The sequence below is a fragment of the Mariprofundus erugo genome (assembly GCF_005818865.1).
In the GTDB taxonomy this organism is placed as follows: domain Bacteria; phylum Pseudomonadota; class Zetaproteobacteria; order Mariprofundales; family Mariprofundaceae; genus Mariprofundus; species Mariprofundus erugo.
This window is the reverse complement of sequence record NZ_VBRY01000004.1, coordinates 233,965-255,880: the sequence shown is the minus strand read 5'-3', so window position 1 is coordinate 255,880 and position 21,916 is coordinate 233,965. Positions and strand designations below refer to the sequence as shown.

The following is a 21,916-nucleotide window of genomic DNA, read 5'->3' as shown; positions in this document are numbered from 1 at the left end:
TTCGCTCCCTCATTTTATCGGGGGGATGCAGGTGAAATCGTGTTCGGAGCCTTGATTGGCCCCCATTCCCATGTGTGAATAGGGGGTGCAATGGAGATGTGAGCTGATACACTCCGCCGCGTTTTCGATTTTGGAGGTCAGGTATGCCTTGGAGCAACCAGAATGGTTCCAACCAGAACCCGTGGGGTAACCGTGGTGGTGGCGGCGGTAAGCAAACCCCGCCTGATATTGATGAAGTAGTACGCCGTATGCAGGAGCGTTTTGGTTCTGTGCTCGGTGGGCGCGGAGGCAATGGCGGTGACGGTGGGCCGGAGCTCAGCAAGGGGATGTTGACCGGAATTCTTGGCGCCATGATGCTGGTATGGGGCGCTTCCGGTTTTTACATGGTCGCTGCTGACGAAGAGGCGGTAGTGCTTCGTTTTGGTAAACACACAGAAACCAAGGGGCCGGGTCTGAACTGGCATATTCCTTACCCTGTGGAAACAATCGAGAAGTTGCCGGTGACGCGCGTACAGCGTCTTGAAATCGGTTTCCGCCACTTTGCCGATGGCGCGATTCGCAAGCGTACCAATGAATCACTGATGCTGACGCGGGATGAAAATATCGTCGATATCTCCTTCATCGTGCAATACAAGATCAAAAGTGTAGAGGACTACCTGTTCAATATTGATGATGCGGCCAAGACCGTACGGGATGCAGCCGACTCAGCGATCCGTGAGGTGATCGGTCGTACCATGATTGATGATGTGCTGACCACCAAGAAGGCTGAGGTTGAAGTTGAAACCGAACAGTTGATTCAGTCCATTCTCGACTCATATGCATCCGGCATTACCGTGGCCACCGTCAAGTTGCAGGATGTACAGCCGCCTGAGCGCGTGATCAAGGAGTTCAAGGACGTGGCAAGTGCGCGTGAGGACAAGGAGCGCGCCAAGAATGAGGCGGAAGCCTATGCCAACGACATTATCCCTAATGCCCGTGGTGAAGCGAAGAAGATGGTGCTCGATGCCGAGGCCTATGCCCAGGAAGTGGTGGAGCGTGCGAAAGGTGAGGCTTCCCGTTTTGACAGCTTGCTAGCCGCTTACAAACAGGCTCCGGATGTCACACGCAAACGTTTGTATATGGAAACCATGGAGGATGTGATGACCCGTGTCGACAAGGTCATTGTGGATGGTGCAGTCGCCAAGCAGGTATTGCCATATCTGCCGCTCGACCGTCAGACCGGTAAGGTGGAGGTGACGAAATGAGTCCGAAACAGACATTGATGGCGCTTTTTCTGACGGCAGCATTTTTCCTGACCGGAGCCTGTGCCTATGTGGTGGATCAGCGTCAGCAGGTACTGGTGCTGCAGTTCGGTAATCCCAAGGATGTGGTGAAGGAAGCTGGTCTCCACTTTAAGTGGCCATGGCAGAGTATTGAGACATTCGATCGTCGTTTGCTGGAGAGCGATGCCGAGCCGAATGAGGTGATTACCAAGGACAAGAAGTCCATCATGGTGGATAACTACACCCGCTGGAAGATTGCCGATCCTCTGCTTGTTTATCAGGTGGCCCGTACCCAGCAGGGTGTGGCTTCCCGCATGGAAGACGTGGTACGCGGCAAGGTGCGTGAGGTGCTTGGTCAACATACACTGCATGAGATCGTTTCCGGTGGTGAGCAGGCGAATCTGCGTATCGAGCTGATGCTGGCCATTCGTGATCGTGCGGATAAAGAGGTGCGTGATCTTGGTCTGCAGATTGTTGATGTGCGCATCAAGCGGGCAGATCTTCCATCTGAGAACTCCGAGGCTGTCTTTCAGCGTATGAAGTCCGAGCGTAACCGTATCGCCAAGGAGTACCGCTCCGAAGGTGAAGAGGCTGCCAAGGAGATTCGTGCCGGTGCAGAAAAGAACCGCAAGCTGATTATCGCTGATGCCTACAAGCAGTCTGAAATTCTGCGTGGTCATGCGGATGCTGAATCGGCCGCTGTGTATGCCTCGGCTTATCAGAAGGATCCGGACTTCTATGCGTTTACCCGTTCGCTTGAGGCCTATCGCAAGTCGATCAAGGATGGTTCGCGGTTGGTGATCTCGCCTGATTCGGAGTTTTTCCGTTTCTTTGAGCACTCGCGCTGATCAGAAGGGCCGCCTTGGTGGATGATCTGTTTACGGCACTGGGACTGGTGCTCGCCCTTGAAGGTGCGCTTTATGCGCTCTTTCCCCAGGCGATGATCAATATGATGCGGCGCTTGCCGGAGATGCCGCCGGCCTCCTTACGGTTGACCGGTATCGTGGCGGTCGGGATCGGCTGGTTGATCGTCAAGGCGGTCAGAGGTTAAATCATTAAAAGGCGCTGAAGTTATTCGGCGCCTTTTTTGTTTGTGTGTTCACGCGCTGTGACAGCAGCCTATAGCTCGTATGGCTTGCGTTTTTCCTGCTCTTTATTCCATTGTTGGGTTTGCAGCTCATCCAGGCTTTGCATCAGATGTAATTGCTGTTTTTCAGCATAGGTAAACAACTGTTTTTTGAGTGGAGGGTATGCGTCAGCCACTTTATTAAAAACCGCTTGAGGGATGTGCAGGATTTCGACCTCCTGACTGCTGACCAGGTCAGCCGGGCATCTGTTGTCCTGTATGTTTGCCATGGCTCCGACCAGTGAGCCGGGCGTCAGTGATTTCAGGTGTTTGGTGATCTCACCGCTCCTTAAAAGGTAGCTGGCACTGCCCTGTATGATCAGTTCAACATGGCTGAGGTTGTCGCCGGCCTTGTGAATCAGCGTGTTTGCCTCATATGTTTGAAGGTGGCTTTCACCAGCCATCTCCCTGCGCATTTTCAACGGGATGTGTTGCAGTAGCGGGCAGGTGGAGATCCAGATGGCAAGGTTGCGGTCGTGCTGTCGTTGCTGAAGCGCGATTTTCAATGTCGGATGGCTTTCAATGGCACTGATCATCTTGCTGTGAGGTAGTCGGATAATGGTGCTCTGCTTGTTGGCAATGACATAGGTCTTTTGCTGTGACTGTTGAAACAGGATGTGACCGCCGATGATCTCTCCGGCAGCAAGCAGGTTGAGCAGTATCGGGGTGTCATTGTCGCCATTGGTGAACTCGGCCAGTTCGCCTTCGCGGACAAGAAACAGGGCGTCACTGCGTTCACCCGGATGAATAAGGTACTGCCCCTCCTGTAGTCGCTTCTGGTGCAGGCGTTGCCATAGTCGGTTTTGCATCCCGCCTGGCAGCAGCGTTTCCAGAGAGGTGATATGGCGGCGAAGTTCCTTTCGTGTGCTGTTGAGTTGCGGGTATTGACGGCAGAGTGCTTCTGCCTGTGCCAGTTGCCCCTCTTTCGTTAACAGGTGGTGCAGCCGGTGCAGTTGCTCGGTGGCTTTTGCGCTTTGCCCGTGTTCGATAAGCAGGGCGGCATAATGGCGAAGGTGGCTTTTGTTATCCGGGCTGAGCTGCACCAGCTCGGCATAGGCCATAAGCTGATTGTCGTTGCCTGCATTCTTCGATGTGTATGTATCCATGAGCGGCCTATTATGCGGTACATGCCGGTTTTGGTATAGATCAGTTGGTGCCTGATGCCGGCGCTTTTGCGCAGCATGCAGCGTGCCATCAGGGCGGTCAGAATGATCGTTTCAGGTCTGTGCTGTTTTAGAGTGGCTGATTGAATTTAACAACAGGCCTCCTAGTGTTCGGCCGCTGGAGGCAATGCAATGGCTTTAATGATTACCGAGGATTGTATCAATTGTGCTGTATGTGAGCCGGAGTGTCCCAATCTGGCGATCTTCGAGGGCGCGGAAATATTTGAAATCGATCCTGAACTCTGTACCGAGTGTGTCGGTCATTTCGATGCGCCGCAGTGTCAGATGGTCTGTCCTGTCGATTGTATCCCCGTAAATCCGGGGCGCATGGAGTCCAGGTCCCAGCTTGAGGAAAAGTATCAGCGTTTGACAGGGAGACAGCTATGAGCGGGCGATTATTTGTTGTTTCCGGCCCGTCGGGGGCAGGGAAATCCAGTCTCTGTGCGGCGTTGCTGCAGGCTTGTCCCGGCCTTACCCTGTCGATTTCCTGTACGACCAGGCAGCCTCGTCCGGGTGAGAGGGACGGTTGTGAATACCGCTTTCTAACCGTGGAGCTGTTTGACCAGCAGCGGCAGCAGGGGGCCTTTCTGGAGTGGGCCAATGTGCATGGTAACCGTTACGGAACCCGGCAGGCCGATGTGGAGGCCGAGCTCGCGCTGGGGCGGGATGTGCTGCTGGAGATTGACTGGCAGGGAGCCCGGCAGGTGGCTGAAAAGATTCCGGGGGCGATTCGCATTTTTATACTGCCCCCATCTTTGGAAGAGTTGCGCCGGCGTCTGTCCGGTCGCGGTCAGGATGATGAAGCGACCGTGGATCGGCGCATGGCTGCAGCCGAGGAGGAGATCTCCCATGCGGGAGAAGCCGCTTACCAGGTGGTGAATGATGATTTCGAACGAGCCCTGGGCGAATTGAAGGGGATTTTTACCGGCGCCTGCGAATGATTCTGTCCGCGTGATATCATGATGCGTGGTTGCATTTTTTTCCTTTATTCCTAGCTTCAAGCACAGTTTTACCGGAGGTAAGCCAGATGGCTCGCGTAACAGTAGAAGATTGTATTCGTTATTATCCAAATCGTTTTGAGATGGTGTTGCTGGCAGCAAGGCGTGCCCGCCAGATTCAGAACGGTATGCCTGGTCTGATTGAGACCGAAGGCGACAAGCCGGCCGTGCACGCTCTGCGTGAAATGGGTGATGGTTTTGTCTCATGGGACATGCTTTTTGAGCAGGATGACCAGCAGCGTCGTCGCGTTTCAAGCTTCAGCGATGATGCGGGGAATCGGGCGGCCTGATTATTTTTGCGACTTGCATTTTTTGCGTAACGGCAACGACCGCTGAATTGTGAGTCGCATTTTTGAAATTACCGAGCGCGTTGCTTCGTACGCGCCCCGGGCCAATCTTGACCTGATCAACCGCGCATATGTGTTTGCGGCGCATGCTCATGCAGGTCAGGTCAGGAGTTCGGGAGAGCCCTATATCAGTCATCCACTCGCTGTAGCCGGTATCCTTGCCAGCCTTGGTATGGATGAGGCTTCTGTGATTACCGGGCTGCTGCATGATACCGTTGAGGATACCAGTGTAACCCTGGCGGATATTGAGCAGAACTTTGGTGCCGGTGTAGCGAACCTGGTGGATGGTGTGACCAAAATCGGTCAGATTCACTTTAATTCATCCGAGCAGAAGCAGGCCGAAAACTTTCGTAAAATGATTCTGGCAACCGCTAGGGATTTACGCGTGCTGATTATCAAGCTGGCTGATCGTTTGCATAACATGCGCACCCTGGGGTTTGTGCCTGTCGAGAAGCGGCGTCGCATTGGTGAAGAGACGCTGCAAATCTATGCTCCGCTTGCGCACCGGCTGGGTATTCACTGGATCAAGCAGGAGATGGAAGATCTGGTCTTCTCTCATCTTGAAACAGAGGCCTATCATGCACTGCTCGACAAGATGCAGGATCGTCTTGAGATATTGAATCAGACCCGCGAACGGCTGGAGGCGCTGATTCAGGAGGCGTTGCAGCGCAAGGGGCTAAATGCCCGTGTGCACGGTCGCATGAAGCATCTCTACAGTATTTACGAGAAGATGCAGCGCAAACATGTGAACTTTGACGAGATCTATGATCTGGTCGCTTTCCGGGTGATTGTGGATGATATGTCCACCTGCTATCAGGCGCTGGGTGTTGTGCATAGTCTCTATCGGCCTGTTCCCGGTCGCTTCAAGGATTATATCGCTCTGCCCAAGCCCAATGGCTATCAGTCTCTGCATACGGCTGTGATCGGGCCGGAGAATTTTCGTATCGAGATTCAGATTCGCACCGATGCCATGCACAGCTACGCCGAGGATGGTGTGGCGGCGCACTGGGCTTACAAGGAAGGTGAGACGGCCGGCCAGGAGAGTTTCAAGTGGTTGCGTCAGCTCACCGAACTGATTCAGGAGACCGATAACCCCGGCGAGTTTCTCGAAAATGTACGTCTGGACCTGTTTGTGCAGGAGGTTTACGTCTTCAGTCGTGATGGCGATATCTTCGCCTTGCCACGCGGGGCAAGGCCGCTCGACTTTGCCTATGCCGTGCATACCGATGTCGGCCATCACTGTGTGGGCGTACGTATTAATGGCGAGGTGGCTGATTTTTCCACCCGTCTGCATAACGGTGACCAGATCGAGATTATGACCAGTCCTGATCAGTCACCGAGTCGTCAGTGGTTGCAGTATGTTAAAACTCCGCGTGCACGTCAGGTGATCAGGCAGTGGTTCCGTCGTCAGGAGCGGGAAGCAAGTCTTCGCATGGGCGAAAAGATTCTGCGCGAGGCGATCGGCAAGAAAGATGTCGGTAAAGCCGTGCTTGAGAAGCTGGCCTGTGTGGATCAGGCGGATTTGAAGGCGCGTCTGGGTCGTGGCGAGATTGCCATTCACAGTTTGCTTGAGGCGGCGGATCAGGATCGCTTCATGCCGCTCAAGCTGAAGGGGATGGGTCGCTCCATGATGCACGCGGCCGACTGTTGTCATCCGATTCCGGGGGATCCGGTGCTGGGACAGCTGGTGATCGGTGAGGGCATGGTGTTGCATCACCGTAAGTGCCCTGTGCTGGCTAAGGATGATGGTCGCGATATTCTTGAGGTACAGTGGCAGGCGCAGGAAGGTGAGTTGTTCCGGACGGGCATTGAGGTGCACTCGCGCAATATGCGCGGCATGCTGGCGAATGTAACCCGCAATATTGCCGAGGCAGGCTCCAGTATTGAGGATTTGAGGCTGACGCAGCGTGGCGGTTCCATGACCGAGTTGCTGTTTCTTGTCGAGGTTGAGGATCGCAAGCATCTGGCTCGTGTGATGCGTGCGATCAAGTCGGTGGATGGTGTCAGTATCGTGGTGCGCAGAAATCAGGTTGGTCTAAGTGGTAAGCCGGCAGGTCGCCCGTTTGGTGCGACGCTGCGCAATTTGTTTAGCAGGAAATCTTCAGGTGATGAGGGAGAGGTTGAATGAGTGGTTTGACAATGATTGATGCGGCCGATGCGCCAAGGGCGGTAGGGCCATATAGCCAGGCAGTGGTGCATGGTGGTGTGCTTTATGCATCCGGGCAGATTGGACTGGATCCGGCTACCGGTAAGCTGGTGGCGGATGATGTCGAGGCACAGGCGCAACAGGTGACGCGTAATCTGACGGCTGTACTGAATGAGGCGGGCGTTTCACTCTCTGATATTCTGAAGGTGAATATCTTTTTGACGGATATGGGCGACTTTCCGTTGGTGAACGGGATCTATGCGGCCTGGCTGGGTGAGCATCGGCCGGCACGGGCAACGGTTGCGGTTGCAGCATTGCCGCTTGGTGCGCGCATTGAAATGGATTTGATTGCCGCTGTTTGAGTGTGGCATGAGTACTGACTGAAAAGAGGGGGCTGTATGCTCCCTTTTTTTTTAGGTTCATCGCGGCAGTCGGGAACCAGTGCCGGTCAAAAAAGCATCTCCTTAAGGAGATGCTGATTTATTGCCCTCCTGGCAAAAAATCAGTTCGCAAAGACAAAAGCGTGACAAAGAGGCAGGAAGCCGATTGGACGGCCAAAGGCCGCCCGCAGGGCGAGGGCATGATGCCCGAGTCATTTTGTCTTTGCTTACAAATCAGACACTTACGCGTCTGATTTGGCGAGCCGTCCATGGCTCGCTCGGAAGCGCCTAATTAATCAGCGCTTCCTTAAGGAGGTGCTGATTTATTGCCCTCCTGGCAAAAATCAGTCCGTAAAGGCAAAGCCGTCCAATCCGGCCGGATTAATCAGTGCTTTCTTAAACAGGTTGCGGATGCAGTGGCTGTAGCGAATGGTTCGTATGAAGGAATCCGCAGGGCAAACATATCGGGGGCGGCTTTCCTTTGTCCTATTCTTTGCCTTTAAAACGACAGGGAATCAGAAGTTTTCTTTAGGGAGATGCTGATTTATTGCCTTCCTGGCAAAAATCAGTCCGCAAAGGCAAAAACGCGATTTTTCCTTTGCTTACAAATCAAACACTTACGTGTCTGATTTGGCAGGCCATCCATGGCCCGCCAGGAAAGCACTGAATTGATCAGTGCTTCCTTAGCCATATTTCCCGCACATGTGCGATGAGCCTCATGTTATGCGCTGATGGCTCGCTGAAATGGGGTGGTGACCATGAATAGTGGCCGTCATCATGTATCTGACGGGACAATAAAAAAAGAGCCCGCCTGAAAAGGCAGGATATGAGATTGGATCATAATAAAAAAGGCCCTTGTCCATGCAGGACAAAGGCCTTTTATGGTTGGGTGTGTGAATCAGGCGGCTTTCTGAATCTTGCCGGAACGCAGGCAGCTGGAGCAAACCTTGACCTTGCGAGCCTGGCCATCAACGACAGCGCGGACCTGCTGCAGGTTGGGCAGGAAGCGACGCTTGGTCGTGTTGTGTGCGTGACTGATATTATTGCCGCTCATCGGGCCTTTTCCACATACTTCGCAACGTTTAGCCATGACTAATCCTCCGTAAAAACGCGCCGCACTTTAGGTTAATCGATGCCGGCATACAAGCGGAAATATCGGGTGGTGCAGCGGGTGTGAAAAGATGGCTGCGATTTGTCTGCAATAACCGGCATGTGGTGGCCTGATCATGGGGGTTGCCGCAGCTGGTTGCACGGGGCTGATTCATTCCTTTGCCTGAGTAGTCAGCCGACGCTAGTCTGCGCGACCTTTTACGTTTTATATTTATTATATTCATCTCGGAGGCAGACAACATGCTACCACGCACACATTGCGGTGATTTCAGGGTTCATCATATCGGACAGACGGTACGTCTGAACGGGTGGGCACAAACCAACCGTGATCACGGCGGCGTTGTGTTTATCGATGTGCGTGATCGCACAGGGCTGGTGCAGATTGTGGTGCATCCGGATGATCCTGCCGTACATCAGCTGGCCCATAGTCTGCGTCAGCAGGATGTGATTGAGGTGGTAGGGCAGGTGATTGCCCGTTCCGAAGAGACCGTGAACTCAAAGCTTGCAACCGGCTCCATCGAAATCAAGGCCTCGGCGATTGTCGTGCTGAACCGCTCCGAAACCCCGCCGTTTATGATCGATGACAGCTGTGATACAGGTGAGCAGGCAAGACTTGAGTATCGTTATCTTGATCTCCGCCGCCCGAAAATGCAGGGATTTATGGCGCTTCGCCATCGTGTGACCCATGCAGCACGCAACTTTCTCGACAGCCAGAACTTTCTTGAGATCGAGACGCCCATTCTGAACAAGTCGACCCCTGAAGGTGCACGTGATTATCTGGTGCCTTCCCGTGTCTATCCCGGTTCTTTCTTTGCCTTGCCGCAGAGCCCGCAGATTTTCAAGCAGCTGTTGATGGTCGCCGGTATGGACCGCTATTACCAGATTGCCCGCTGCTTCCGTGATGAGGATCTGCGCGCCGATCGTCAGCCTGAGTTTACCCAGGTCGATATCGAGCTCTCCTTCGTCAGTCAGGATGATGTGATGGCAGTCGCCGAAGGGCTGTTGCGCTCGATGTTTGATGCCGGTGTCGGCATCCATCTGCCGGAAACCTTCCCGCGCATCACCTATGCAGAAGCGATGGATAAATATGGTGTGGATCGCCCTGACATCCGCTTCGGTCTCGAGCATGTGGATATTACCGCGCTGATGAAGCGGGTGGAGTTCAAGGTATTCCGTGAGCCGGCCGATAACGGCGGGCTGGTGAAGGTGATGCGTGTGCCGGCTGGTGGCGCACTTTCTCGCAAGCAGATTGATGACTACACCAAATTTGTTTCGATCTATGGCGCTAAAGGTCTGGCATGGATCAAGGTGAATGACCTTTCCGATCTGGCCGGTGGCCTGCAGTCCCCGATTGTGAAGTTCCTGCCGGAGGATGTGCTGGCCGAGTTGTTGCAGATCAGTGGTGCGGAAAATGGAGATCTGCTCTTCTTCGGTGCCGGCGAAACCAAGATCGTCAACGATGCGCTGGGTAACCTGCGCGTCAAGGTCGGCCATGATATGGGGCTGGTAGCAGAGGGTGATCACCGCTTTGTATGGGTGGTCGACTTCCCGATGTTTGCATGGAATCCTGATGAGAAGCGTCCGGAGGCATTGCATCATCCATTTACCTCTCCGTATGCCGAGGATCTCGACAAGCTTGAGACCGATCCGCTCAATATGCGTTCACAGGCTTATGATCTGGTATGGAATGGTACGGAAATTGGTGGTGGTTCCATTCGTATCCATAATCCCGAGGTGCAGCAGCGCGTATTCAGAACGCTTGGCATCACCGATGAGGAGGCGGAGAACAAGTTCGGCTTCCTGATCAAGGCTCTGAAGTATGGTGCACCACCGCATGGTGGTCTGGCATTCGGTCTGGATCGTGTGTTGTCTCTGATGGCCGGCGTTGATTCCATCCGTGATGTCATTGCCTTTCCAAAGACCCAGAAGGCTGCAGATCCGATGTCCAATGCACCGAGCGAGGTTTCTGATGCACAGTGGCAGGAGCTGGGGCTGCGTAAGCGCAGGGTGCTTCAGGAGAGCTGAGTGAAGGAATCGCTGATGCTTGCCGGGAAGGCAACAAATCAGCATCTCCCTGGAAAATAAAAAAACGCCCGGCTGTGACAGTCGGGCGTTTTGCTTTTCGGATGCTTTGAACTGGTCCGGCTGTTTGTATTGTCAGTGAATTGAGCCGCCCCGATTTTCTGCGTGGCTTATGCGGCTTTTGCCTTGCCGGTGAACTGATCAACCAGTGCTACAAGTTGATTGTGGTCGAAAGGCTTGGTGAGTGTTGCATTGACTCCCATGATGAGCGCGACCTGCAGAAAGTCGGTGCTGACCGTTCTGCCTCCGCCCGAAATGGCAATGATCGGCAGTTGCGGGCGGAGGGCGCGTGCCTGTTGAATCGTCTTCAGTCCCTCCTGCTCGGGCATGATCAGATCGGTAATGAGGATATCGGGCTCTTCGCGGATGATCATGTCAGCAACGGGTCTGCCATCGGCAGCTTCGATGACTTCATATCCCTGGCTGATCATGACCTCGGTCAGGATGCAGCGCAGCAGGTCATCATCGTCAACAAGTAGTACTTTTGCCATGCAATCCTCCGCTATGTTATGGTCACATTTCTGTGTAAGCCCGAGCGTAAGCCGCCTATCATAATCGATGATTCGACTTCGGGGAACAGTGTCCGGACCGCTGTGCGATAAATGAGTGTGTGTGGTGCTCGCATGCCCGGAGGGCAGGGCGTGTTTCAGAGGCTTTGATGCCGAAAAGATTGATGAAATTGATGGTTGATGTGATGAGAGAGAGATTGACAACGGCAAGCTTTCACGGGATGATGCAAGGCATGAAATTCAGTCTGTTGCTTACGTTGCTGCTGCTTGGCGCTTGTGCAATGCAGCCGCCCGCACAGGAAATGTCCGATGCGCGTTCTGCCATCAGGACTGCACAGCAGTTGCCCGGTGACCCTCAAAAGGCGGATCGCTATCTGCAGAGCGCAGAGCAGGCTTTGGAAGAGGCCGCGCAGGCGATGCGCGCAGAACAATATGACAGGGCGCGTAACAAGGCGCTGGAAGCGCGTCGCAATGCGCAGGAAGCAGCTCGTATCAAACAACAATTAAACAAATAGTGCTGACTCCCGGGAGTCAGGGCAAGCGAGGTTGAAGATATGGCTTTTGAGAAAATTCGTGTGCCCGAACATGGTAATAAAATTACGATGGGTGCTGATGGCAAGCTGCTGGTTCCGGATGATCCGATTGTCACCTTTATTGAAGGCGATGGTATCGGACCCGATATCTGGAAAGCAACACAGGCCATTCTTGATGCCGCTGTTGAGAAGGCCTATCGCGGCAGTCGCAAGATCTCCTGGATGGAGGTTTATGCCGGCGAGAAGGCGTGGAATCTGTACGGGCAGAGTGATGATGCCTGGCTGCCAAAAGAGTCTCTTGACGCGATCACCGATTATCTTGTCGGCCTTAAAGGGCCTCTGACGACACCGGTCGGTGGTGGTATGGGGTCGCTGAATGTGGCGATTCGTCAGGTGCTCGATCTCTATGTCTGTCTGCGTCCGGTGAAACATTTTACCGGTGTCCCCAGTCCGGTGAAACGCCCTGAAGATGTCGATATGGTGATCTTCCGTGAGAATACCGAGGATATTTATGCCGGTATCGAGTGGAAAGAGGGCAGTGCCGAAGTTAAAAAGGTCATTGAATTTCTGCAGAATGAGATGGGGGTGGCAAAGATCCGTTTCCCCGAAAGCAGTGGCATTGGCGTGAAGCCGGTTTCCCGGGAGGGAACCGAGCGGCTGGTACGTGCAGCGATTCAATATGCCATTGATCATGATCTCAAGAGTGTGACCCTGGTACACAAGGGTAACATCATGAAGTTCACGGAAGGAGCATTCCGTAACTGGGGCTATGATCTGGCCAAGCGTGAATTTGGTGCTGAAGAGATCGATGGCGGACCATGGTGCAGGCTGCCGAATGGCATTGTCATCAAGGATGCGATTGCCGATATCGCATTGCAGCAGGTGCTGACTCGCCCGACCGAGTTTGATGTGATCGCGACGTTGAATCTCAATGGCGACTACCTTTCCGATGCACTGGCTGCACAGGTGGGAGGGATCGGTATCGCACCGGGTGCCAATATCAATTACTCAACCGGCCATGCTGTCTTTGAGGCAACGCATGGCACTGCACCGAAATATGCAGGCAGAAACATGGTCAACCCGTCATCGATGACGCTCTCCGGTGAGATGATGCTGCGTTATATGGGATGGAGTGAAGCGGCGGATCTGGTGATCAGGGGAATCAATGGGGCCATATCTGCGAAGACCGTGACCTATGATTTCCACCGTTTGATGGATGGTGCAACCCGTCTGTCGACCTCGGAGTTCAGCGAGGCTGTGATTGCCCATATGGATCATCAGGAGCAGGAGGCTGATGTGCTGGATGAGGCGGTGGATCAGTATGACCGGTTGGCAGAGCAATTTAAGGAAGTGTTCGAGTCAGGCGCCGAGAAGACGGGTGAATTTGCCAGCACTGCGATGGAAAAAGCACGCCAGCAGCTGACGGCTGCAGGTGCATTTACCGAGGAGCAGGGCAAGAATCTGAAGACCTTCCTGGAGCGTGATTTTTCACAGATTGCCCAATCCATGCGGGAGGAGGCGCGCGAGAAGCTCAATCCCTCACGCGTCGGCGCAGGCGCGCTGGCCTCTCTTTCCACGTTGTTGGCAGCTACGGGCAATGTGCTGAGTTCAGTGGCAGCAAGGACACAGAAGGCGCTCTCCTGCCGGTCGGGTGAGATTACCAGTGCCGGAACGCTGACCTGTAGCAGCTGTGGCCATGAACTGCACTTCAAAAAAACAGGGCGTGTGCCACCATGCCCGACATGTCACTCTACGGAGTTCCGCAAGAGTTACTGATTGTATGGAATATAAAAAGGCCGGGGCATTGCCCCGGCCTTTTTATATGAGGGAGATGCTGATGAGCGGTATCTTCTCCGGAGTTTTATCCGTGCATGCAGATGATGCGTTGCGATACATTTTCACCGTTCAGAAACGGAAGAAGCCGCCGACGATCGGTCCCTTCATGGTCATGTTGGCAAGAAAGCCACTGTTATCGATTTTCAGTTTCATATAGCGGTAGCCAGCAAAGATGCCGAGTGTAGGCAGCGGAGAGAACTCAATCTGGCTTTCCATATCGGTGAATGCATTGTTGGCATAGCCGATATACCCGATGCGGCCCGTGACACCAATAAAATCCGCCAGCGCCACACGTCCTCGCAGCCCGAGGGTCGGGATCGGCAGGGTAATGCTTTTACTGGAGGTCACACCGGCGCCGGTGACCGATGCCTGGGCACTGATGGTTTTGGCCGCTGTTTCGATACCGATCTGAATGCGCGACGGGAGATCATCCATGTTAAGCAGGTAATAGGTATATCCGACATCAAAGATATTGCCCTGCACGGAGCTCGATGTGGCGGTGGCCGCGGTATAGGTCTGACCGTTATAAGTGACATTGCGGGTGAGCGTCGATGAGCCGCCGAAATTGAACGGGACATAGCTGACCGCCAGGGTGGAATCGCCAAGGTTGATATCAATTTCGCCGAATGCCTGGCTGCTGTTGCCGAAATTCAGATCCTTTTTGACATCCATCTGGTTGCCGGCGTTATTGATGGTTGTGCCGAATGTACCGGATGGAGAGAGGAGCATATAACCCGGCTTAATGGAGAATGCTTCATCGGCCAGGGCTGTATGACTGATACCAATGGCTGCTGCCAGCAGGGCGATTGCTTTGTACTTCATTGATTGCTCCATGATTGAAATGGTGAAATGCCGGTTCTTGATGACGGACCGGATTGCCGCTTGCCTGAAGCCGGTAAATCTAGGGAGATGCTGATTTATTGTCATCCTGGCAAACATCACTCCGCAACGGCAAAAGCGTGATCTCAATTTTTCCTGCAATTCAACCATTTTCGTGCTGAATCCCTGCCGGGATATTGTGACTCAGATTATCCCTAACAGCTGTGGCCGGAAGGCGATACTATCGCGCCATGTTTTTAGGCGTAGATACCGGCGGAACCTTTACCGATTTTGTATATTACAGCGCGCAAGGGCTGCGTTTTCACAAGGTGTTGTCGACACCAACCGATCCCTCGCTTGCCATTGAGCAGGGCATTGCCGAAATGGGATTGCAGGCGGATCAATTGCACCTGGTCCACGGCTCCACCGTAGCCACCAATGCAGTGCTGGAGCGCAAAGGTGTGAAAACACTCTTCGTCACCAATGCAGGCTTTGAAGATTTGCTGACGATCGGAAGGCAAACCCGAGCTGAACTATATCAGCTTTGTCCGGAGCTGCCGGAGCAATGGCTTGGTCGTGATGATTGTGTGGGTCTTGCCGGCAGGATTGATGCGGCAGGGGCGCCGGCCGAGCCGCTTGATCATGGGGCCCTGAAGCAGTTATGCGGCTACATTCGTGCGGGTAATTATGATGCGGTAGCGATCTGCATGCTGTTTTCATTCCTGAATCCTGCCCATGAGCGTGAAGTGGCTGCGGCATTGCCGGAGCATCTGTTTGCCTCGGCATCGCATCAGGTGCTGGCTGAGTATCGTGAATACGAACGCGCGGCAACCACGTTTCTTAATGCTTATGTCGGCCCGCTTGTACAACGCTACCTTCGCCGTTTGCAGCATGTATTGAGCCCCAAATATCTCTATGTGATGCACTCTGCCGGCGGGGTGATGCAGGCGGAAGCCGCCGGTGAGCACGCCGTCAGGCTGCTTCTTTCCGGCCCGGCCGGAGGTCTGGTGGCAGCAGGACGCGTGGGCCGGCAATTGCATACCGATCAGTTACTGACCTTTGATATGGGCGGAACCAGCACCGATGTGGCCCTGATGTGCGGTGAGCCGCTGATGACCACCGAAGGCAAGCTGGCAGGGCTGCCTGTTTCATTGCCGATGCTCGATATTCATACCATTGGTGCCGGCGGCGGGTCACAGGCATGGATCGATGAGGCCGGTTTGCCGCAGGTGGGGCCTCAGTCAGCGGGCGCATTCCCCGGCCCGGTATGTTACGGGCGCGGAGGAGAAGAGGTGACGGTGACCGATGCCAACCTGCTGCTCGGGCGTATTCCGGCTGATGCACGTCTGGCCGGTTCATTGCCGCTTGATCGTCAGGCAGCAGCAGAGGCATTTGAGCGCTATGGCAGGGCCCTGGGGCTGACGCCCCTGCAGGCGGCCCGTGCCGTCATCGATATTGCCGAGGAGCATATGGCCGGTGCCCTGCGCGTGGTTTCTGTGCAGAAGGGCTATGATCCCGGCGATTTTTCACTGCTCTGTTTCGGTGGTGCGGGCGGTTTGCATGCCTGTGCGCTGGCCGAAAAACTTTCGATGCGCAAGGTGATTATCCCGGTTGCCAGCGGTGCATTTTCAGCGCTTGGCATGCTGGCTGGCAGGCAGCAGAGTGAATTCTCCCGCACCCGTTGTATGGATGCTGCGCATGCCGATACGGTGGTTCAGCTTACCTCGTTGTTCGGGGAGCTCAGTGATGAGGCCCGGCAACAGATGCCGGGATTGCCCCTGTTGTTTGAGCGGCGCGTGGATATGCGTTATGCAGGGCAGGGATTTCATCTCTTGATTTCGCTACCGGATGGAAATGAGCCGGTGGATATCGCGCTGTTGCTGGAGCGCTTTGCCCGGGCACATCGTCAGGCATACGGCCATCTGCTTGATCGGCCGGTTGAGGTGATCACGGTCCGCCTGACTGCCTGTGTGGATCGCACCGAACTCGCCTGGCCAACGATGCAGTCAGTGGGCGGGGAGGCGTTGCCTTCCACCTTTACAGATGTTTATGCTGCAGTCGGGGATGTCGCTACCGCCATGTCCGTTCCTGCCTATCAGCGATCGGCGCTGCTGCCGGGGATGCAGTTGACCGGACCTGCGCTGGTGCTTGAGGATATTGCCACCACCTGGCTGCCAGCCGGCTGGCAGCTGCAATTGTCGCCGCACGGTCATCTTCTGCTGGAGACGCTGGTATGAATACGGATGTGGTTGCTGTCAGTCTGTTTACCCATCGGCTGGCCGCTATTTGTGAAGAGATGGGGGCGGTACTCAGACACAGCGCTGTTTCCCCCAATATTCGGGATCGGGAAGATTACTCCTGTGCGCTGTTCGATCGCAGTGGCGCTCTGGTGTCACAGGCGGCACATATTCCCGTTCATCTGGGATCGATGGCTTTTGCCATGCGTGAGGTGACAGGCCGTTTTCACTGGCAGGAAGGGGATGTGGTGGTCTTTAATGATCCCCGTCTGGGCGGGACGCATCTCCCCGATATCACCGTGGTGATGCCGGTATTTATTCAGGGAGAGCTTGCCGGTTTCAGTGCGGCACGGGCACATCATGCCGATATTGGCGGCCGCTCTCCCGGATCAATGGGGCTCGAAACACGACTTGAGGATGAGGGGCTGGTGATTGCACCCTGCTACTGGTTTAAGGCGGGGCAGGAACAGGGGGCGTTGATGGATGCCTTTCGTCAGCGGGTACGCTCGGTGGATGAACGGCTGGCTGATCTTGCCGCCCAGCGTGCAGCGTGCGCTATCGGGGCCAGGCGGTTGGCAGGCTTTGCTCCGCAGTGGCTGGCGACGATGTTCCATGCATTGATGCAGGTTTCATCCCGTTACGGGCAACAGTGTATTGCAGCCATTCCCGATGGCATATACCGGTTTGAGGATGTGCTGGAGGATGATGGCTGTGGTTCGGGGACTCTTGTCATCCGGGTATGTGTGACGATTGATGGCGAGCGGGCCCATGTCGATTTTACCGGATCGGCAGCGCAAACGGCCGGGCCGGTGAATTGTCCGCTGGCGGTAACCGCAGCGAGTGTGTTTTATGTTTTCCGCTGCCTGATGCCTGCCCATGTGCCGCAGACTGCGGCAATTTTTGAGCCGATTACCCTGACGGCCGTGGCCGGATCACTGGTGAATGCCGGCGAAGGAGCTGCGGTTGCGGCCGGTAATGTCGAGACCAGCCAGCGCATTGTCGATGTGATGCTGGGGGCACTGGCACAGGCGCTGCCCGAACGTATTCCGGCAGCGGCACAGGGAACGATGAATAATGTGATCTTCGGTTCCGCTGAGTGGGTCTATTACGAGACGCTGGCCGGAGGCATGGGGGCACATGCTGCCGGAGCAGGGGTATCAGCGGTACAGTGCCACATGACCAACACCAAAAACTCATCGGTGGAGGTGCTGGAAATGCATTATCCGCTGAGAGTGCGTACATATGGCGTGCGGCGAGGCTCCGGTGGTGAAGGTATGTATCGTGGCGGTGACGGGCTGGTGCGGGAGTGGGAGGTGCTGCAGGAGTGTCACCTCTCGCTGCTCAGTGAGCGACGTCAGACCGCGCCGTTCGGACTGGCTGGCGGGGAAGATGGCAGCAGCGGGCGCAATATGCTTTATCACCATGGGGCGTGGCGCTCATTGCCGGCCAAATGTACGCAGACACTGGTCAGCGGTGATGTGTTACGGGTAGAAACACCCGGTGGCGGTGGCTATGGCAGCCGGCTTAAAAACAGGCAGCAAAAGGACATTTGAGATGAACATACTGGCCATTGAATCTTCATGCGATGAAACGGCTGTCGCCCTTTATGCCGGGGATGCGGCAACCGGTTGCGGGCGCATTCTTGCCGAACAGATTGCTTCGCAGATTGAGACGCATGCCCGATTTGGCGGTGTGGTGCCGGAGGTGGCATCGCGCGAGCACCTGGCGGCATTGCCCCCGATGGTGGATGCGGTGATGCAGGAGGCAGATCTCGGCTGGAATCACATTGACGCGATTGCCGTGACTTCCGGGCCGGGACTGATGGGGGCGCTGCTGGTCGGTACCTCTTTTGCACGAGCTGCGGCTTGTGTGCACGGCATTCCTGTGCTGCCTGTTCATCATATGGAGGGCCACCTTCTGGCACCGGGACTGGCTGGGCAGCTGCCGGCCTTCCCGTTTATTACGCTGCTGGTGTCAGGTGGCCATACCATGCTGGTGCGTGTGGATGCGATCGGTAGCTATAGTCTGATCGGTCAGACGCTGGATGATGCGGCAGGGGAATGTTTTGACAAGTCGGCCCGCCTGCTCGGCTTGCCTTATCCGGGAGGACCGGAGGTGGCCCGCCTTGCCAGAGATGGGGATGCCAGCCGTTTTCCGCTGCCTCGTCCGATGTTGAACAAGGATAATCTCGACTTCAGTTTTTCCGGCCTGAAAACAGCGGTGATGTATGCTGTTCGCAAGCTGGGGGGGAGTGAAGCGCTTTCCGATCAGGATCGCCGGGATATGGCGGCAGCCATTGAAGAGGCCATTTGCGATGTGCTGGTCAGCAAGGCGCTGCGTGCCTGCCGGCAGCAGCGGGCTCCCAGACTGGTGATTGCCGGTGGTGTGGCTGCCAACAGTCACTTGCGTGGACTGCTGGCCAGTCGTGGCAAGGGCGTGGAGCTGTTTTTGCCGGAGCTGCGTCACTGCACCGATAATGCCGCAATGATCGCCTATGCGGCGTTCGCCCGCTATGGCGCCGGAGCCCCGGCACCTGCCGAATGGGATGCCCGTCCGCGCTGGCCACTTCATGAACTGACGCCACCGCATACACTGATCAGCAACTGATTCGATGAATCAGCCTCGCCCTGCGGGCGGCCGTTGGCCGTCCAATCGGCTTGCTGCCTCTTTGTCACGCTGTTGCTCTTTTCCATGCGCATTCAGGTCACCTCGGCAGATCTGCAAGGGGGGAACCGCAGGCTGTCAGCTTTGGGGGCGGTGCCGGGGGGCGGTGCCGGGGGGCGGTGCCTGGTCTTGTTTTGCGCATTTTTTTGCTCGCGGCAATAAATGCTTATCTGGCCCGGATAGCTGATTCATGGAACAGGCGAATCAGGGGCGCATGTCTGCCATGCACCATGGCGTGTTCCATGGCGGCATAATAGATGGCCCGGTTTTCACTATCGAACAGTGGAGGCATAAGACCGGCATTGAGACACTGCGCCAGAATCAGTGCACGACCGACACGACCATTGCCATCGCCAAACGGATGAATCGCAATGAACCAGGCATGCGCTTTGGCTATTGCCTCGATGGTTGCTGCATCACTGCACTTGTAGGCCCAGCGATTCATCTCTTCGGGGATATCCTCCGGCAGTGTGGTATGCAGTGCATCCAGACCGCCCATCACACGAATCTTCTGAGAATAAAATCCTGCATCTTCACGAATTCCGCGCATGAAATCGCCGTGCAACCCTTTGACTGACTCCTCTGTAATCACAAAGCGCTCGGCACGATCAATGCATTTGTGCCACAACCATTTATGGGTGAGGTAGGTGTTCACTGCTTCGTGGAATGTCTCGATGCTCATGTTTTTCGGTAACTTTTTTGCATCCACTGCGCGCTCGAAATCATCTTTCGACATACCTGTCTCAATTTCGATCGTGCCATAGCTCAAACGTCGCAGAAAGGGCATCAGCAGCGCATCATTTCCCGAGAGATCATCCTGCAGAAGAGTCGGGGTAAACGTTTCTCCTTTTTTATCCCATTCAGGAATAATGAAATGCTTGCAGAAAAGCACATCAATATTAAAACGGTGTTCTGTTTTGATCGACTCCGGCCTGTCTCGCCAATTGAGAAGCGAACGTCTTGAAACCCCAATCGCTTCTGCCATTGCTGCCGACATGGGATACACTTCCTGAAGCTTTTCTATCTTATCAAGATAGTCTATTTCACGGTATGTCATCACTATCTCCTGTGCTCCTTAAGCATGAGTCACTATAGTGTAATTGGGAAGTAAGTTTCAAGTTTTTATTATTGTTTCTCATTTCACTTCTCATGGTAGTTTCAGTTAACCAACGGTGTCGGTGCCTGGCATAATGGGATGGCCCATCCCGCTTCTTGGAGTCAACCGGATTTCGGTACCCGGCCTTGCTTTACGCATTTTCTGCTGAATCGATTTATTGATCCTGTTGTGTGCCGGTGCCTGGCTTGACTTCTTGACTATTGGTTTGCGTAAACGAAATCAGTGCTGGGGTCATGCTGGGGTCAGGCATGAGTTGTTGAGTTATTTTGGATCATGCTATGATAAGGCTATGGCACGAAAACCCAGACTTCATGTTGATGGCGGTTTGTATCATGTAATGCTGCGCGGCAATGGCGGGCAGGTGATTTTTATTGATACGACAGATCGTAGCCGGTTTTACTACCTGATCCAGGAGGGCGTGGAGCGATACGGTCATCGCATTCATGCCTATTGCCTGATGAGCAATCATGTTCACCTGTTGCTGCAGGTTGGCGCTGTCCCTCTTGCGAAGATTATGCAAAACCTGTCGTTTCGATATACCCGTTGGTTTAATCAGAGGCAGGGTCAATCGGGTCATCTGTTTCAGGGCCGCTATAAAGCACTGTTGGTGGATGCAGACAGCTATTTTCTGGAGCTGGTACGCTATATTCACCTTAACCCTGTTCGCTCCGGAATGGTAGCGTCACCGGAGGATTACGAGTGGAGCGGTCATCGCGCATATATTGGAAATGAAAAGATTCCATGGTTAACGACTAAAGCTGTACTTTCGCAGTTCGCCCCCGAATCAGATCGCGCGAGAGTGATGTATGCCCGGTTTGTGGATGCAGCGCTTGACGGCGAGCATAAGGGTGAGTTTCACCATGGGGATGATGATTGCCGGGTGATTGGCGACGATAAGTTTGTTGTCAGGGTAATGGATCAATGCGGGGAAAGGGTTCGCGATACACTCTCTGTTGATGCGGTGATTGCATCGGTTTGTCGGGAGTTCGGCATTGAGAGCGGGGAGCTTTGTGGTCCGGGTCGCAAGCGCTTACTGGCACAGGCGAGAGGTGTGGCGGGCTGGCTACTTCTGGAGTGCGGACAGTCGCCTCTGGCTGAGCTGGCAAGAAGAATGAAACGCGACCCTTCGTCCCTAAGCCTGATGGTAAGCAAGGTTGTTGAGCGTGCCAGGTCGGATGATGAGTTCTCCGGAAAGCTCAAGTTTCTTAGAAATAACTCAATAACTCAATAACTCATGCCTGACCCCGGTGTCCTTCTGGAGTGCGGACAGTCGCCTCTGGCTGAGCTGGCAAGAAGAATGAAACGCGACCCTTCGTCCCTAAGCCTGATGGTAAGCAAGGTTGTTGAGCGTGCCAGGTCGGATGATGAGTTCGCCGGAAAGCTCAAGTTTCTTAGAAATAACTCAATAACTCATGCCTGACCCCGGTGTTGACCCCGGTGCGCATGGCTCATACCAGATGGTGACTGAAGCATGAAGTAGAAAAGAAGCACCCGTAATCGCCGGAGCGCTTGCGGGTGATTGCAGTGCTATATTCATTGGTGCTATGGGTGTTAATCTCTTCTCGAAACTATCTGGTCCCGGTGTTT

The 21,916-nt window shown here is 54.6% G+C and carries 20 protein-coding genes; 15 read left to right on the top strand and 5 right to left on the bottom strand.

The genetic code is table 11. The features are described from left to right. Positions 1-143 precede the first annotated feature (143 nt). From hflK to FEF65_RS05955, 3 genes are read left to right on the top strand one after another with little or no spacing between them, the layout of a single operon-like run. Positions 144-1,244, top strand: coding sequence for an FtsH protease activity modulator HflK (gene hflK, locus FEF65_RS05965; protein WP_138238881.1), 1,101 nt, complete (start codon positions 144-146; stop codon positions 1,242-1,244). Continuing rightward, on the top strand, positions 1,241-2,110 hold the full coding sequence (hflC, locus tag FEF65_RS05960; protein ID WP_138238880.1) for a protease modulator HflC: 870 nt from the start codon (positions 1,241-1,243) through the stop codon (positions 2,108-2,110). The genes hflK and hflC overlap by 4 nt, the downstream gene beginning before the upstream one ends. 17 nt (positions 2,111-2,127) lie before the next feature. After that, entirely contained in the window at positions 2,128-2,313 is a 186-nt protein-coding gene (locus FEF65_RS05955) for a DUF2065 domain-containing protein (RefSeq protein ID WP_138238912.1), read from the top strand. A 68-nt stretch (positions 2,314-2,381) separates the two neighbouring features. On the opposite strand, the gene FEF65_RS05950 is transcribed toward FEF65_RS05955, so the two are convergent. Further along, complete coding sequence (locus FEF65_RS05950; protein WP_138238879.1) at positions 2,382-3,494, bottom strand: cyclic nucleotide-binding domain-containing protein; 1,113 nt, start codon at positions 3,492-3,494, stop codon at positions 2,382-2,384. Positions 3,495-3,683: 189 nt separating this feature from the next. Here FEF65_RS05950 and FEF65_RS05945 point away from each other — a divergent pair, with 189 nt between their 5' ends. The 5 genes from FEF65_RS05945 (at position 3,684) to FEF65_RS05925 (ending at position 7,404) form a co-directional block, all read left to right on the top strand. Then, entirely contained in the window at positions 3,684-3,938 is a 255-nt protein-coding gene (locus tag FEF65_RS05945) for a YfhL family 4Fe-4S dicluster ferredoxin (protein ID WP_138238878.1), read from the top strand. Beyond that, on the top strand, positions 3,935-4,492 hold the full coding sequence (gene gmk / locus FEF65_RS05940; RefSeq protein WP_138238877.1) for a guanylate kinase: 558 nt from the start codon (positions 3,935-3,937) through the stop codon (positions 4,490-4,492). The genes FEF65_RS05945 and gmk overlap by 4 nt, the downstream gene beginning before the upstream one ends. 86 nt (positions 4,493-4,578) lie before the next feature. Then, positions 4,579-4,839, top strand: coding sequence for a DNA-directed RNA polymerase subunit omega (rpoZ, locus tag FEF65_RS05935; protein ID WP_138238876.1), 261 nt, complete (start codon positions 4,579-4,581; stop codon positions 4,837-4,839). A 49-nt stretch (positions 4,840-4,888) separates the two neighbouring features. Beyond that, on the top strand, positions 4,889-7,024 hold the full coding sequence (locus FEF65_RS05930; RefSeq protein ID WP_138238875.1) for a RelA/SpoT family protein: 2,136 nt from the start codon (positions 4,889-4,891) through the stop codon (positions 7,022-7,024). Further along, on the top strand, positions 7,021-7,404 hold the full coding sequence (locus FEF65_RS05925; RefSeq protein WP_138238874.1) for a Rid family detoxifying hydrolase: 384 nt from the start codon (positions 7,021-7,023) through the stop codon (positions 7,402-7,404). The genes FEF65_RS05930 and FEF65_RS05925 overlap by 4 nt, the downstream gene beginning before the upstream one ends. 916 nt (positions 7,405-8,320) lie before the next feature. On the opposite strand, the gene rpmB is transcribed toward FEF65_RS05925, so the two are convergent. Then, positions 8,321-8,512 (bottom strand): 50S ribosomal protein L28, encoded by a 192-nt coding sequence (gene rpmB, locus FEF65_RS05920; RefSeq protein WP_138238873.1) that lies wholly within the window; start codon positions 8,510-8,512, stop codon positions 8,321-8,323. Positions 8,513-8,772: 260 nt separating this feature from the next. Between rpmB and aspS the strand changes: the two genes are divergently transcribed. Next, entirely contained in the window at positions 8,773-10,557 is a 1,785-nt protein-coding gene (aspS, locus tag FEF65_RS05915; protein WP_138238872.1) for an aspartate--tRNA ligase, read from the top strand. Between the two features lie 167 nt (positions 10,558-10,724). On the opposite strand, the gene FEF65_RS05910 is transcribed toward aspS, so the two are convergent. Beyond that, the gene (locus FEF65_RS05910) at positions 10,725-11,105 is read right to left on the bottom strand and encodes a response regulator (RefSeq protein WP_138238871.1); all 381 of its coding nucleotides are present in this window, start codon (positions 11,103-11,105) and stop codon (positions 10,725-10,727) included. 191 nt (positions 11,106-11,296) lie between these two features. Here FEF65_RS05910 and FEF65_RS05905 point away from each other — a divergent pair, with 191 nt between their 5' ends. Continuing rightward, a complete protein-coding gene (locus tag FEF65_RS05905) occupies positions 11,297-11,638 on the top strand; it encodes a DUF4398 domain-containing protein (RefSeq protein WP_238701215.1) in 342 nt (113 codons plus the stop codon). A gap of 39 nt (positions 11,639-11,677) precedes the next feature. After that, positions 11,678-13,432, top strand: coding sequence for an NADP-dependent isocitrate dehydrogenase (gene icd / locus FEF65_RS05900; RefSeq protein ID WP_138238870.1), 1,755 nt, complete (start codon positions 11,678-11,680; stop codon positions 13,430-13,432). A gap of 129 nt (positions 13,433-13,561) precedes the next feature. Here the strand turns inward: icd and FEF65_RS05895 are convergent, their stop codons facing one another. Then, complete coding sequence (locus FEF65_RS05895) at positions 13,562-14,314, bottom strand: porin family protein (RefSeq protein WP_138238869.1); 753 nt, start codon at positions 14,312-14,314, stop codon at positions 13,562-13,564. 248 nt (positions 14,315-14,562) lie between these two features. Here FEF65_RS05895 and FEF65_RS05890 point away from each other — a divergent pair, with 248 nt between their 5' ends. Genes FEF65_RS05890 through tsaD form a run of 3 tightly spaced genes read left to right on the top strand, consistent with a single transcriptional unit; the run spans position 14,563 to position 19,155 of the window. Then, entirely contained in the window at positions 14,563-16,548 is a 1,986-nt protein-coding gene (locus tag FEF65_RS05890; protein ID WP_138238868.1) for a hydantoinase/oxoprolinase family protein, read from the top strand. After that, positions 16,545-18,101 (top strand): hydantoinase B/oxoprolinase family protein, encoded by a 1,557-nt coding sequence (locus FEF65_RS05885; RefSeq protein ID WP_138238867.1) that lies wholly within the window; start codon positions 16,545-16,547, stop codon positions 18,099-18,101. The genes FEF65_RS05890 and FEF65_RS05885 overlap by 4 nt, the downstream gene beginning before the upstream one ends. 1 nt (position 18,102) lies before the next feature. Then, positions 18,103-19,155, top strand: a complete 1,053-nt coding sequence (gene tsaD / locus FEF65_RS05880) for a tRNA (adenosine(37)-N6)-threonylcarbamoyltransferase complex transferase subunit TsaD (RefSeq protein WP_138238866.1) — start codon at positions 18,103-18,105, stop codon at positions 19,153-19,155. A 223-nt stretch (positions 19,156-19,378) separates the two neighbouring features. Here tsaD and FEF65_RS05875 read toward each other — a convergent pair whose 3' ends face one another. After that, complete coding sequence (locus FEF65_RS05875) at positions 19,379-20,269, bottom strand: Fic family protein (protein ID WP_138238865.1); 891 nt, start codon at positions 20,267-20,269, stop codon at positions 19,379-19,381. 349 nt (positions 20,270-20,618) lie between these two features. Here FEF65_RS05875 and FEF65_RS05870 point away from each other — a divergent pair, with 349 nt between their 5' ends. Next, positions 20,619-21,560: a transposase gene (locus FEF65_RS05870; RefSeq protein ID WP_138238864.1), complete on the top strand. Its 942-nt coding sequence runs from the start codon at positions 20,619-20,621 to the stop codon at positions 21,558-21,560. Positions 21,561-21,916 lie beyond the last annotated feature (356 nt).

Excerpts from the sequence above, each read along its gene's own strand:
- hflK (WP_138238881.1), top strand. The coding sequence starts at position 144 with ATGCCTTGGAGCAACCAGAATGGTTCCAACCAGAACCCGTGGGGTAAC.
- hflC (WP_138238880.1), top strand. The coding sequence starts at position 1,241 with ATGAGTCCGAAACAGACATTGATGGCGCTTTTTCTGACGGCAGCATTT.
- FEF65_RS05950 (WP_138238879.1), bottom strand. The coding sequence starts at position 3,494 with ATGGATACATACACATCGAAGAATGCAGGCAACGACAATCAGCTTATG.
- FEF65_RS05945 (WP_138238878.1), top strand. The coding sequence starts at position 3,684 with ATGGCTTTAATGATTACCGAGGATTGTATCAATTGTGCTGTATGTGAG.
- gmk (WP_138238877.1), top strand. The coding sequence starts at position 3,935 with ATGAGCGGGCGATTATTTGTTGTTTCCGGCCCGTCGGGGGCAGGGAAA.
- rpoZ (WP_138238876.1), top strand. The coding sequence starts at position 4,579 with ATGGCTCGCGTAACAGTAGAAGATTGTATTCGTTATTATCCAAATCGT.
- FEF65_RS05925 (WP_138238874.1), top strand. The coding sequence starts at position 7,021 with ATGAGTGGTTTGACAATGATTGATGCGGCCGATGCGCCAAGGGCGGTA.
- rpmB (WP_138238873.1), bottom strand. The coding sequence starts at position 8,512 with ATGGCTAAACGTTGCGAAGTATGTGGAAAAGGCCCGATGAGCGGCAAT.
- aspS (WP_138238872.1), top strand. The coding sequence starts at position 8,773 with ATGCTACCACGCACACATTGCGGTGATTTCAGGGTTCATCATATCGGA.
- FEF65_RS05910 (WP_138238871.1), bottom strand. The coding sequence starts at position 11,105 with ATGGCAAAAGTACTACTTGTTGACGATGATGACCTGCTGCGCTGCATC.
- FEF65_RS05905 (WP_238701215.1), top strand. The coding sequence starts at position 11,297 with ATGGTTGATGTGATGAGAGAGAGATTGACAACGGCAAGCTTTCACGGG.
- icd (WP_138238870.1), top strand. The coding sequence starts at position 11,678 with ATGGCTTTTGAGAAAATTCGTGTGCCCGAACATGGTAATAAAATTACG.
- FEF65_RS05895 (WP_138238869.1), bottom strand. The coding sequence starts at position 14,314 with ATGAAGTACAAAGCAATCGCCCTGCTGGCAGCAGCCATTGGTATCAGT.
- FEF65_RS05890 (WP_138238868.1), top strand. The coding sequence starts at position 14,563 with ATGTTTTTAGGCGTAGATACCGGCGGAACCTTTACCGATTTTGTATAT.
- FEF65_RS05885 (WP_138238867.1), top strand. The coding sequence starts at position 16,545 with ATGAATACGGATGTGGTTGCTGTCAGTCTGTTTACCCATCGGCTGGCC.
- tsaD (WP_138238866.1), top strand. The coding sequence starts at position 18,103 with ATGAACATACTGGCCATTGAATCTTCATGCGATGAAACGGCTGTCGCC.
- FEF65_RS05875 (WP_138238865.1), bottom strand. The coding sequence starts at position 20,269 with ATGACATACCGTGAAATAGACTATCTTGATAAGATAGAAAAGCTTCAG.
- FEF65_RS05870 (WP_138238864.1), top strand. The coding sequence starts at position 20,619 with ATGGCACGAAAACCCAGACTTCATGTTGATGGCGGTTTGTATCATGTA.